The 13,380-nt window shown below is 31.0% G+C and carries 12 protein-coding genes; all 12 read left to right on the top strand.

All coding sequences use genetic code 11. The features are described from left to right. Positions 1-205: 205 nt before the first annotated feature. The 12 genes from ACY2RS_RS14905 to ACY2RS_RS14850 all read left to right on the top strand — a co-directional run bounded on the left by ACY2RS_RS14905 (position 206) and on the right by ACY2RS_RS14850 (position 13,255). Complete coding sequence (locus ACY2RS_RS14905) at positions 206-1,477, top strand: AbiH family protein (RefSeq protein WP_490099464.1); 1,272 nt, start codon at positions 206-208, stop codon at positions 1,475-1,477. Between the two features lie 579 nt (positions 1,478-2,056). Continuing rightward, positions 2,057-2,566: a hypothetical protein gene (locus ACY2RS_RS14900; RefSeq protein ID WP_490099463.1), complete on the top strand. Its 510-nt coding sequence runs from the start codon at positions 2,057-2,059 to the stop codon at positions 2,564-2,566. 378 nt (positions 2,567-2,944) lie between these two features. Then, a complete protein-coding gene (locus tag ACY2RS_RS14895; protein ID WP_490099462.1) occupies positions 2,945-4,531 on the top strand; it encodes a phage tail-like protein in 1,587 nt (528 codons plus the stop codon). 411 nt (positions 4,532-4,942) lie between these two features. Further along, positions 4,943-5,302, top strand: a complete 360-nt coding sequence (locus ACY2RS_RS14890; RefSeq protein WP_490099461.1) for a hypothetical protein — start codon at positions 4,943-4,945, stop codon at positions 5,300-5,302. 160 nt (positions 5,303-5,462) lie between these two features. Further along, the gene (locus tag ACY2RS_RS14885; protein WP_490099460.1) at positions 5,463-6,185 is read left to right on the top strand and encodes an acetolactate decarboxylase; all 723 of its coding nucleotides are present in this window, start codon (positions 5,463-5,465) and stop codon (positions 6,183-6,185) included. Positions 6,186-6,841: 656 nt separating this feature from the next. Further along, entirely contained in the window at positions 6,842-7,489 is a 648-nt protein-coding gene (locus ACY2RS_RS14880; RefSeq protein WP_490099459.1) for a hypothetical protein, read from the top strand. Between the two features lie 164 nt (positions 7,490-7,653). Continuing rightward, positions 7,654-9,489, top strand: coding sequence for an AIPR family protein (locus ACY2RS_RS14875; RefSeq protein ID WP_490099458.1), 1,836 nt, complete (start codon positions 7,654-7,656; stop codon positions 9,487-9,489). 137 nt (positions 9,490-9,626) lie between these two features. Further along, the gene (locus tag ACY2RS_RS14870; RefSeq protein WP_490099457.1) at positions 9,627-10,340 is read left to right on the top strand and encodes a PH domain-containing protein; all 714 of its coding nucleotides are present in this window, start codon (positions 9,627-9,629) and stop codon (positions 10,338-10,340) included. 145 nt (positions 10,341-10,485) lie between these two features. Beyond that, on the top strand, positions 10,486-11,304 hold the full coding sequence (locus tag ACY2RS_RS14865; RefSeq protein WP_490099456.1) for a hypothetical protein: 819 nt from the start codon (positions 10,486-10,488) through the stop codon (positions 11,302-11,304). A 718-nt stretch (positions 11,305-12,022) separates the two neighbouring features. After that, positions 12,023-12,412, top strand: coding sequence for a helix-turn-helix domain-containing protein (locus ACY2RS_RS14860; RefSeq protein ID WP_490099455.1), 390 nt, complete (start codon positions 12,023-12,025; stop codon positions 12,410-12,412). Positions 12,413-12,453: 41 nt separating this feature from the next. Next, on the top strand, positions 12,454-12,882 hold the full coding sequence (locus ACY2RS_RS14855) for a hypothetical protein (RefSeq protein WP_490099454.1): 429 nt from the start codon (positions 12,454-12,456) through the stop codon (positions 12,880-12,882). Beyond that, the gene (locus ACY2RS_RS14850) at positions 12,872-13,255 is read left to right on the top strand and encodes a transposase (RefSeq protein ID WP_490099453.1); all 384 of its coding nucleotides are present in this window, start codon (positions 12,872-12,874) and stop codon (positions 13,253-13,255) included. The genes ACY2RS_RS14855 and ACY2RS_RS14850 overlap by 11 nt, the downstream gene beginning before the upstream one ends. Positions 13,256-13,380: the final 125 nt, after the last annotated feature.

Here is a 13,380-nt window from a genome sequence, read left to right as displayed (position 1 = left end):
GAATTAGACTGCTTCTCTTCCACTCTGCTGTGTCGCCAAAGTAAGCAACTAAGCATACACTCCATTGCTTCGGATTTTCCTTATCGGAAAATACTCGCATGAACCAAATTTAGTTATCTTTAAAAAACAAATGCAAAAACTCCCAGCAACGGAAGTATATGCAAAACCGTTGGCAACAAGCTAAAAAAACTCACGAAAACATTTAATGAATAGAATAATATTAATAGGAAATGGATTTGATTTAGCTCACGGAATGAAAACGAGTTATAATAATTTCCTTACTGACTATTGGAGCAATACTGTTAAAGCAATTCAAGAAACTGCACTTGGTCGACCATTTGAAAATGATGAGATTAAAATAAATGTTTCGCCATCAAAATTTATTACAGGAAATACGTTTCAAGATTTAGAAAACGGAATTAAAAATTACAGAAATGCGAAACTTGAATTCAAAAATCGCTTTTTAAAGGAAATTACAAATAAATCATATTTAAATAATTGGGTAGATGTAGAAAATGAATATTACTCATTATTAAAACAATCCTATCAAAACACAAATAGTTCTAAAAACTACGATATTTCTGAATTGAATATAGATTTTAAACGTGTTAAGGAATTACTACAACAATATTTGACTCGTATAGAAAAAGAATTCGATGACAATATTGACGCAAAAGTGTTAAGAATAAAATCTACAATTGGAAACAAGATATATTCACCTTACAAATTAAAAGATTTTTCCGAAAATGCTGTAAATCTTAGAGCTGAAATTGAATATAATGCGTTAAAACAAAACATTACTTCTGTCCAAGCAAATCATATTTCAATTGATAAGATTAGCGAATATCAAAGAAATATAATTAAAAGACTTGGGAAAAGAGACCATCAAAATGAGATAAAAAAAATGCTTTTATCTGAATCAGCTATTAACTACTTTGATTTAATTCCTGACGAAACTCTTTTCTTAAATTTCAATTATACATTTACAGAATTACTCTACCAAGAACCAAAAAAATTTTACAATCCATTAGAAGAAAAATACACAACAGCTAAATTTAATCACATTCACGGAACTACAGAAAGACTTGATAAAAACCCAATCATTTTCGGATTTGGAGACGAAATTGATAAAGATTATAATTCAATAGAAGAACTTAACGATAATAGATATTTAGAAAATATCAAATCAATTAATTATTTGGAATCTGATAATTACAAACAACTATTGGAATTTATTAATAGTGGTAATTTTCAAATATTTATTTTAGGACATTCTTGTGGAGTTTCGGACAGAACACTTTTAAATACAATGTTTGAACACGACAACTGTTCGTCTATTAAATTATTTTATCATCAAAAAGGTAATGAAGTAGATAATTACAGTGATATAATAAGGAATATTTCTCGGAATTTTAATGATAAAGCTAAAATGAGAGATAGAGTTGTGAATAAAAAATATTGTGAACAATTGAACTAAAAGCCAGTTGCCAACACCGTGTATAATTAATTGCTGGTTATAGCCTACTTACGAAAGTCCTCGCGGACTTTCTATCTGTAATTTATTTGCTAACTTTAGTGCTTAAAACACGCAACTAACCATACACAACAACGTTGCAAACTATACTTCCGAACCAGTTTTATCTGAATATTTTAAATCATCTAAAATTGTGAACTTACCAATCCGGTGAATCGCTAGCGGAATTTTTCAATCCGAAAAATTCTCTGTTAGATTAAACCATTTTAGAAATCTAATATTTCGGAATTGAGCTTGAGACTGCGGAATGGATTGTGGAATTCACTCAAACGGAATTTAAAACTGATTTGAGCAAGTTTCGCGGAATTGTGTTGCGGAGTGTTGCGCGGAATAAAATGCTGAATGAAAACTGCTCTACTTCCACTCTGCTGTGTCAGTACAGTTTGCAACAAAGTAAAATGTCCAATGCTTCAGATTTTCCTATTCGGAAAATACTTGCACTACTGAAAATTGAGATAAATCAAGTAACTTAGCGAAAGTGTTCCAGCATCGGAACATTTTACAAAACCGTTGCCACACATTATGAGAAACTTATTGCTAACATTAATTTTCATCGGAAATTTCTTGACTTGTTTCTCTCAAGATAATTTTGCGAATGCAATAGATTCTCTAAATAAAGAACTTGAATTTAAACCGACTTCTGAATCTTATATAAAAGGAACTAAGCCGAATAAAAAACTCATTAATCAGTTTGAAAAATGTGCTGAACTTGAGCAGTTAGAGAAACTAAATGAACTGAATTTTGATTGTATTAAAAAAGTCAAATCTTCTGAATTGTTTACTTCTAAATGGAAAGGGAAATGGCAGATTGAATTTAAAGAATGGGAATTTAAGAATGAAAAATGCGCATCTGAATTTATTGATATTTTGGATAGTTTAAGCCCTTCTCGAATGCAAGATTGTGTAAATAAAGGCGGAATTATGTGGTGGAGAGAAAAAAGTAATATTTATATAGTTACAAGTCGAGCATATTTTGTCACTTATCATTATAAAGAAATTAAAAAAACAATAATTAACGGATTGAAAAAGTAACGTATGGCAACAACGTGTATAATTAATTACTACGAATTTCCTACTCGGAAATTCCTAACAATTAATTAACTTAGTCCTAATCGGAAAATGACTCGCGTCCTTTTCCGTAACCAATCATAAACGAAACCGTTGCCATAAATTTGAAAAAAAAATGAACGAGAAAGAAACAAATGAAAAATTATATCATAAATGGTTAACGGAAAAAACTTTTTCTGACAGTTTTGATTGGAAGAACGGATTTATATTATTTATAATGTACTTAATCGAATAAAAACATCATTTTGACGATGTTTTGTTATTTTTGTCGAAAAGTAGTATTAATCTAAATTAAAGACATTGATATAATCAATACCTTTGGTTTCCCTAAATTTATCACTTATGAAAAAACTTTACATTTTATTTTTAATGGGATTGGTATTTCTGCAAGGCTATGGTCAAGTCGGGATCAATACTACAGATCCGAAATCAATATTAGATATTGCCAGTTCTAATGTGAGTTCTCCGAATGCTCAAGATGGTTTACTTATCCCTAGAATGGATGCGTTTCCTATTACAAATCCAGCAAGTGATCAGCACAGTATGATTGTTTTTTTAACAACAGATTTAACAGGAGTTACGATTGATGCTACTTCAAAAAATTACAATAAAGGTTTTTACTATTGGGATAATGATCGCACGGATTGGATTCAAATGCAAGGAGATGACTGGAAAACGAATGGTAATTCCGATACGGTAAGCGGCACTGATTTTTTAGGTACAACTGATGAGTCTGAAGTTGATTTTAGAGTAAATAATAAATTGGTCAGTCGTTTTACTGAAAAAGGACAGTTTGAACTTCAGAGTGACGGACAATCTATGTTTATAGGTTTGGAGGCAGGAGAGAACCACGACAGTGTGGGTGGAGGGACAGATAATTTGGCTATTGGTAGTAACGCCTTAAGAGGTGTTACTACAGGTGATACTAATATTGCTATAGGTAACAATTCAATGCAAGCAATTGGTACAGAGGAAGATAATATTTCAATTGGACATAACTCTTTGTCCACCTTTAATAATGGTTATAGAAATGTAATAGTCGGACATAATGTACTGCCTAATGCATCTGGATTTACTTATGGCAATGTAGTATTGGGTAATGATTATGGAAGATATTCTGTTGCCAATACTGCAGGAGACAATACGTGGGTTGGTTCAGACCCTTCCTTTATTTACGACAACCCTTACCGAACTACCGGTATAGGTTATGGTTCGGTGCTAGATGGAGAATATGCGATTACATTGGGTTTTTTAGCTCAGGCAGGAGAGAGATCGATAGCCTTGGGCGCCAATAGTAAAGCACTAGGGTTTTATTCTATAGGTATTGGAGACTTTCTCACTAATAGTGCATATGATTATACGATTGCGTTGGGTTCCAGATCCAAAATTTTTGCAGACAGATCAGTCGTAATTGGTTATAATGCAGTTGGAGGTGCTGCGGATGAAATAGTAATTGGTAATGTAGCTCCTGCATCCATAGGAGGTTATGACAATTGGTCTAATTTATCGGACGGTAGGTTTAAATATGACGTTCAAGAAAATGTACCAGGATTACAATTTATTGACAAATTGCGTCCGGTTACTTATAAAGTAGACCGTGATAAAGTAGGCGAATTTGTTGGTGCAGAACCATTACTTCCAGAACAAAGACGGTTGCTGCAGAAAACAGAAACAGGATTTATTGCTCAAGAGGTTGAACTAGCTGCTAAAGAGTTAAGTTATAATTTTGATGCGGTGAAGGCACCTAATGATCCAAGTAAGCATCATTATAAACTTAGCTATAGTACTTTTGTCGTTCCACTTGTAAAAGCAGTTCAAGAATTGAATGATAAATTAGACATAGCGGAAGATAAACTACGAGCTCAAAAAGAACGTAATGATGTTCTAGAACAAAGATTATCTGCTATAGAACAACTGCTTAAAGAATAAAGAATTATCTGAATATATTAATGGGGTAATAAACACCGAAACCAATTTTAGCTAATACTTCTTAATAGGAATTTAGCTAACCAGACCGCAACTAAAATATTTTCTCCATAGCTTTAGCGAAAGAGAATGTGGTTTAGAACGGTACAGAAATTAGACTAATGAGAGCTTATCCAAGAGGATGGGCTTTTTTTTGTTTTAATATGATATTGTTACGCTTTTAGATAAAATTAGGCATCCATAATAGGTTATTTTTAAGTAGTATAGTAGTTGAAATAGAACGGAATGGAAACTAATCTGAATAAATTTCTTGAATTTGCAACTCTTCACGATTCGTATTGGTTTGTAATTTTTAATTATTTGGATAATTCTGTAAATCTGATTTAAAATTATGACGCATTCTGGAATAAAGAATTGGCAAATCATAAAAGTTCAAAAGTAAAGGAATGGCCATACCTGATTATTAAAATTGAAAAAGTATTTAATATAATATATCAATCTGATATGACTTGCGGAACCACAATCGGAGAATGCAAAACAGAACTTATTGAAAACGTTGAAAAGGAAAAATATATCGATATAAGTGATTCTCAAAATATCGTCAACGGAAAATTTGCGGACAATATTTTAGATGACGATATTTATAAAACAATAATTGAGGATATTTGTGGTGGATTCGTTGAGATAATACATAAACAGAAAGTGCAAATTTTATTTATTGAAGAAAATGGAGAAGTTATAAAACTACCAAATGAATTAAAGATTCAGGAATAAAAACGTGTGGCAACAACGTATAAAAATAATGGCGGAAACTCTGCTGAAACAAAAGAAAATAACAACAATAAACTTTGATCTAAACTGAAAAGTCTGTGGTCTTAAAACCGCCACTATTCTTATACAAGACCGTTGCCAGCAATTTGAGAAACCGAAATGTATGATAAAAAAAGTAATAGTTGGAATTCTAACAATAGGAATATTTGGTTGCAATTCTGACCAAAAGAAAAACAATTCGAATGAAACCTATCCAGACATTAATATTGTAGGTGCAATGAAAAATGTTATGTGGAAAGGAGAATTAAGTGGAACTATTAAACTTGATACTATTACTAATAAAAAAGGGCTTTATGGACTTGGACCAGAAAGTTATCTAACTGGAGAATTACTTATCAATAATGGACAAAGTTATGTTTCAAAAGTCACATCTGATTCAACTATGACAGTTGAAAAAACATTTGATGTCTCAGCACCTTTTTTAGTTTATGCTAACGTAACTGAATGGAACGAAATAGAATTAGCCTCAAATATTAAGTCAATTAAAGACCTTGAAAGATTAGTAGATGAAAAGACGACTGAATTTAAAAGACCTTTTGCCTTCAAATTAATAGGGAAAATTTCAAAAGGAGTTATTCATATTCAAAATTTACCACAAGGAACAAAAGTTTCATCACCAAAAGAAGCTCATCAAGGACAAACTAATTACGAACTGAAAGCTGAAGAAGCAACGATAATTGGATTTTTCTCTACAGAACACAAGGGAGTTTTTACGCATCACGACTCAAATATTCATTTACACTTAATAACTAAAGACGAAAGTAAAATGGGACATTTGGACGAGCTAGAAATTGAGAGTATGAAATTGTATTTACCGAAAAAATAAAAACTGCTGGCAACAACGTGTATAAAACATAGCTATTACAGGCTTTCCGAGAGGTTTTTGTATATTTACAAAGTCCGCCAAATTTTTAATTTGGTTATATTTAGAAAAGAAAAAGTAAACATAAAAATTAAAAATTCGGCTCGTGTTTAATCCGAAAAGTTAGCGTTTATTTATACGCTACGTTTCATACACAAGACCGTTACTTATAATGGCTCCGAACTGACTCAAGCCGAATATAATTAATTGAAAACCATACTTTGTTTCTGACCAATCTGGTGATTAACTAGCGGAATTTTTCCATCCGAAAAATTCTAAGTTTATGAAAGCAATTGAACAATCTAAAATTTCAGAATTGAGCTTGATACTGCGGAATGGATTGCGGAATTCACTCAAACGGAATTTTAAACTGATTTGAGCAACTTTTGCGGAATTGTTTTGCGGAGTGTTACGCGGAATGAAATACTGAATGAAAATTGCTTCTCTTCCACTCTGCTGTGTCGCCACAATAAGTAACAAAGTAAAATGTCCAATGCTTCGGATTTTCCTATTCGGAAAATTCTCGCATCACCGAAATTTGAGATAAATAAACTAACTTAGCAAAAGTGTTCCAGCATCGGAACATTTTACAAAACCGTTGTGCAACATTGAAAAAAACATTGAGAAAGACTTTAGGACTTGCTGGATTCTTAATTATCGTATTTGGATTTACATCTTGTGAAAAAGAAACTGAATTTATACCAATCGATTTTGATTGGTCAATAGATGTAATTGAAAATATCGGCAGAAATTTAAATCCTGATAAAAAATATGATTATTGGGCTTTATTGAAAGCGGATGATGGTGGACATGAAAAAGTTAATATACTAAACGAAAGTGGTGACCTGACTAAAAGGAAATTGATTGATTTGAGTTTTACTCTAGAGGGCTTTATAGTACGTGGACATCATTCAAATAATTCATATTATATTATAGCTGTGAAAGATGACAAAGTGTTTGAAATTCGAGATACTGAAAAATTGTTATTGTTTTTGGACGGAATTGACACAATGGAAGAAGCATTATTGATAACACAAATAAATAAATTCTGGATTGACTATTGCTTCGAAATAGGCGGATCATATAGAAAAACAAATAGAAGTTTTGAATTTAATTTAATGAAAACAAATCATGAGAATATGAGTGTAATTGATATTTCATCATTTGCGAAAACTCAATTTCTAGTCACTGTTGAAGAACAAGGAAATCTAAATTCTAAATCTTGCGGAGTATATTGCATAGGAGCCGAAAGATGTGAATGTTATTAGTAAGCAACGTTGCACAACAAAGTAAACCTTCCAATGCTTAGTTGAGTTACTATTCCGAAAAAACAAACATCACTCCTATTCGGGAAATTTAAATTAACTTAGTGAACGAAAACCGCATCGGAAAGCTTTACAAAACCGTTGTGCCTAATTAAAAAAAAGAAAAAATGAATTGTAAACTATTTATCGATAGCTATTTAGATAAAATATCAAAAAAATTTGGAATTAATCTAGACGACGCGTTCGAGGTATTTTCAATTTCAGCAATTTTAGATAGAAGCTTCGATGAAGTTTTTGATAACATCATAATTAAAGGAAGTGAAGATGGAGGTATAGATGGAATATTTTTTAGTGAAGATTACGGTAATTTTACAATGCATATTTTTCAATGTAAAAATTCTAAAAAACTCAAACAGAATCAAATTGATAAATTCCGAAATGATTTTAAAGAGATATTTTTTGAAGGAAATAAATCAAATAAACTTCACATTAGTGGTTTAACGAATTCGATAAATAAATTTAGACATATTGTAACATCAGGTAAAATGATTGATTGTAAGCAATATTTTGTTTATAATGGAGAACAATTAAATAAAGATTTTAATTCAAATAATATTCTTACCAAGAATTTTCACATCGAAGATGAATTTGAAATTTGGGATTCAAATGATTTATATAAAAAAATTAAATTATTAGTTTCCTCTCTAAATAAAAGAAAACAAATTGATTTCACTTTTAAACCAGAAAATTCAAATATTACATCTAAAAAAGACAATCAAGGATTAATTAGTTTCTCTATTTATCAGGTAAAGGCAGCTATTTTTAGAATTCCTGCTAAACAACTTTGTGAATTACTTGATTTAGAAAAGAAAGTTAATCAAACATTTGAAAAGATTTTTGCAGAAAACATAAGAGGTTTCCTTGGTAAGAAAAATTTAACCAATGAAAAGATTTCAGAAACCATTAATAGTAATAAAAATGTATACTTTCCATTTCTAAATAATGGTATAACAATTATATGTAATGAGTTCACTTTGCCATATAACCCTCAACTTGGAAGCTATAATTTACCTACAAAAAATCCAGTAATCGTAAACGGATTACAAACAACTTATATTCTCTATCAAGAATATCTTAAAGACCCTAATATATTAGAAGATATTTATATTACAATTAGATTATATGAAACGGAAGACCCAGAGTTAGTAGAATTAATTACCGATGCAACCAATACTCAAAGCGCTATTGGTTTTAGAGATAAAATCAGTAACAAAAAATTCAATATATATGCTAAGGAACTTTTTGAAAACAAAGGCATTGGTTATATAACCAAGAGAGGTGAAGTTTTTGTTAATTCAAGTCCAGAATTAGCAAAAACTATACACAATACATCTTTAATTCCATTATGGTATTCTACATTTTATGAATCACCACATATTGCCCTTACTGCTCCTAAAGTGATGTATAAAGAAATTTTTCAAGCAACGAATAAGTTAGAACATCCTTTACATAAAATATTAAATGGAGACATTGACTCCCCATTTTACAGCCAGTTATTTTTCGTGTATGCACTTAAGGAAATTTTCATGTCTGAGTATCGTAAAAGTCAAGAGTCAGTTGATTCAGAGTTTTCAAATAAATTCGAGAATCTTTACAAGATTAGTGATGAATATATAGTATATCTAATGTATAAGTTAATTGATGACTCTTTAGATGGAGATTTATCTAAAGTAACAAATAAAGTAATTTATGATGCAATATATGAGTTAGTAGAAATATTATCAAAAACAAATCATGATTCGAATAAGTACACCAATAAAACATCTTTCATTAATAGCATAATCAATATTAATCTAAATACCAGAAATTTGATAAAAATTAAATTGAATTTCAGTACATATGAAAATTACATTAAATTATTTGAGGGATATAAAAATACATCAGAGGTAATCGAAAAAATAAATTCTTCTGTAATAAATTTAGATGAGGTCGAAATTAACTAGGCACAACAACGTATATAAAAAATAGCGGTTTTGGTGCTTAAACAAAAGATAAATAATAAAACAAAGGTCATTTATAATCCGAAAAGTTAGTGCTCAAAAACCCGCTACTTTTCATATACAAGACCGTTACCCAACATTTGAAAAAACATTACAAAATAAACAACAAACTTCTGAAAGAACTACTTTTTGACAACCTCAAAATGATAGCTCTTATGATAATCGTATTGCCTTTTTATTGGAAATGGAGAAACGGAACCGAATTTGTTCTTGACCAACAAATATTCATAATTTTTAGTGTCATAATCCTGATTATGAACATTCCATCTTTGTTAATCTATCTCAATTATTACTTTGAAAATAAAGACACCTCTTTTACTTTGGACTTTGACTCAAAAAAGATTGAAATCACGCAAAACGGAATAACTAAAACATACACGATAAATGATGTTTCGGAATCGAACTATCATCTCGGAATTTATTATAAAAATGCAATAGATAGAGCTGCACGAATTCCAATGCTTGTATCTGACTTTGGATATTGGGATTTGAAATTTAAAAATGGAGATAGATACTATTTGACAAATATTCTTCACGATTTTATACACGACACGCCATTTTTAGGTAAAACAAAATACCGATTTAGAATGTTTACTTACATTAATAAGTCAGATTCTAAACAAGCAATTGAATTAAAAGAAAAACGAGAAAAAACTCGAATTGAAAAATTTATAGAGCAATATGAATCCAAAAACGAAAAACAATTAATTGAAATTTTGGACAACAGTAAAAGCTATCAAAAAGAGGCAGTTGAGGCAGCCAAAATAGTTTTGAAAAATAAAAACGTTGGGTAACAATGTGTATAATTCATTGCTAGTTAGAGCTTACTTACGAAAGTCCTCGCGGACTTTCTATCTGTGAATTTATTTGCTAACTTTAGTGCTTAACCACGCAACGAAATCATACACTAGACCGTTGGCAAACAGTTGATAAAAAAATATGGCTAATAAATTAAAAATTCGATTAACGACAACACATTTAGATAGACACGGCGAAAGAATGAGTTTGCAAGCGTTAAAAACAATGCTGGAGCAAACAAATGAAAAGATTATTCCAATGGGTGTTGAACACGACCCAAGAATTCCACCACAAGGAAGAGTAATTTCAGCCGAGTTAGTTAAATTAGAAGATGGCGAATATGGATTGGATGGAATTGCAGAACTTTATGATGCAGATTATTCTAATTTGGCAGATGTTGGAAATAGAGAAATCCCTGTTCGAGAATATGAAGAAGATAAATTTAATTTAACGGCAGATAGAAACTATCAAAGTGAGGAAGACCAAAAGGATTTAAAGATTATTTCAAATCTTCTCGGAACAGAAGATCTACCGACTTACGAAATAAAGAAAAATTTAGAACCGATTGCAATCTTGACAATTGGAGGTGCATTTGTTTTAGGTAATATATTCGGTGGTTTTTTTAAAAGAATGGGTGCCGATGCTTATGACCAATTAAAGTCTAAACTTGGACAAGTTCTTTCAAAAAGAAAAGAAGGCGAAAAAGAAAAACTTTTCACTTTTGACACGACAATTACTGATGGCAAAAAAAAGGTAAATGTCGAGGTAATATTGACCAATCCAACTGATGAAGATATTCAAGCATTTTTTGATAACGGAATTAAAGAATTAGACAATATACTGCCGAGACATTTCAATGCAGAAAATGGATTTAAAAGACTTGTACTTGAATATAAAAATCGAAATCTGAATATTAAATATGGAATTTTAAAGGATGGAATTCCAATCTATCCGAGATAACCGATTTGCCAACAACGTATAAAAATAATAGGGCAATGAGTGCTTAACTCAATGGAAGCGGCACATTTGCGACTTCGCCAAATTTTTAAATTTGGCTATTTGAGAAAAAAAGATAAATAGAAAAATTTAAAAATTCGGCTTGTGTTTAATCCGAATGGTTTGCGACTGTTTTCAGCCCTACTATTCTTATACAATTCCGTTGCAAACTATACTTCCGAACCAGTTTTATCTGAATATTTTAAATCATATAAAATTGTGAACTTACCAATCCGGTGAATCGCTAGCGGAATTTTTCAATCCGAAAAATTCTCTGTTAGATTAAACCATTTTAGAAATCTAATATTTCGGAATTGAGCTTGATACTGCGGAATGGATTGTGGAATCTAATTCTGACTAATTTTTCCCGAAGCTTCGGGACTGATTTGAGCAAGTTTCGCGGAATTGTGTTGCGGAGTGTTGCGCGGAATGAAATGCTGAATGAAAACTGCTCTACTTCACTCTGCTGTGTCAGTACAGTTTGCAACAAAGTAAAAAGTCCAATGCTTCGGATTTTCCTATTCGGAAAATACTTGCATCACTGAAATTTGGATAAAATAAACTAACTTAGCTAAAACGTTCCAGCATCGGAACATTTTACAAAACCGTTGTAAGCCATTTGAGAAAATGTACTTTCCTGAAATAGGTTGACTAAAAATTAAACCTTTTAGCAACATACCTAATGAAAGACAAAAAACAACACTGCCGAAAAACTTCCTACAAAAAAGTAGGTTTCGATTTAAAACTTTTAATCATAGATCAGATCCAAAATGGACAGATATCAGTAAACCATGCTTCAGAAAAATATCAAATCTCTAGATCATCTATTGATTACTGGTTGAAAAAATACAGTACCTTAGAACAAAAGAAACTTGGTATGAGCAAGAAAGACGAAATTAAAAGACTTAAAGAAAAAATTGAAGAACTAGAGTTCGTAAAAGACTTCCAACAAGACATCATTGCTGATATGGAACTTATAACAGGTGTCGATATGTCAAAAAAGTCATTGCCCAAAACATTAGCAGACGAGATCGAAAAAAAGAAACAAAACCGTTTAAAAGAAAATGGTTGATCCAATGTTTTGGGATTAGTAAACAAGCTTTCTATAAACGCTTGAAATCACATAGAGCCAAAGTGAAAAATGACCAAATCGTGATTCAAATGATTAAGGATTATAGAGATGAAGTCGGACAAAGAACTGGTGGTATTAAGCTACACGATAACCTTAAAGCTAAAATGGAAAAGCTTGGAATAAAAATGGGAAGAGATAAGTTCTATAAACTCTTAAGGACTTATAATCTCTTAGTTCCAAGGACTAAAAGATATTTTATAACAACCAATTCTAAACATCATTTTTATAAATATGACAATCTGGTAAAGGACAAGGCTCCTACTCGATCTGAACAGCTTTGGGTAAGCGATATTACTTATATCAAAACAGAAAACAAACACTGTTACCTGGCACTGGTTACTGATGCCTATTCTAAGAAGATTATGGGCTATAAATTCGCTTTGCATAGATGCGCTCGCTATGGCCATTAAAAATCGTAAATATCCTAATGAAAAACTAATACATCATTCGGATCGTGGAATTCAATATTGTAACCCTGCATATACCGAGTTTGCTGAACAAAACAACATAACACTATCAATGACCCAACAATATGATCCTTACGAAAATGCAGTAGCAGAACGAATCAATAGAACATTAAAATACGAGTACGGACTGAAACAAACCATAAAAAATAGTACTTTAGCTAACAAGATGATCAAAAGAGCTGTCAGTATTTATAACAACAAAAGAACACATTTCAGCTTAAAATTAAAGACTCCAGCTTTTGTTCATATTAATCAAAATCTAGAATACCGTTCCTACAAAAAGAACAAACAAAATTTAGAATATTTGACCTTTTAATTAACGAAAAATGAATCAAAAAAAGGTCAACCTATTTCAGTATAATACAAAAACAGAACTATGAATAAATATCTGACAATATTATTACTCTTTTTTTTAGTTGTTTCCTGCAATAATAATAAAGA

This window comes from Patiriisocius sp. 208BN25-11 (genome assembly GCF_058147145.1).
This window is presented reverse-complemented; position numbering and strand designations above follow the sequence as displayed.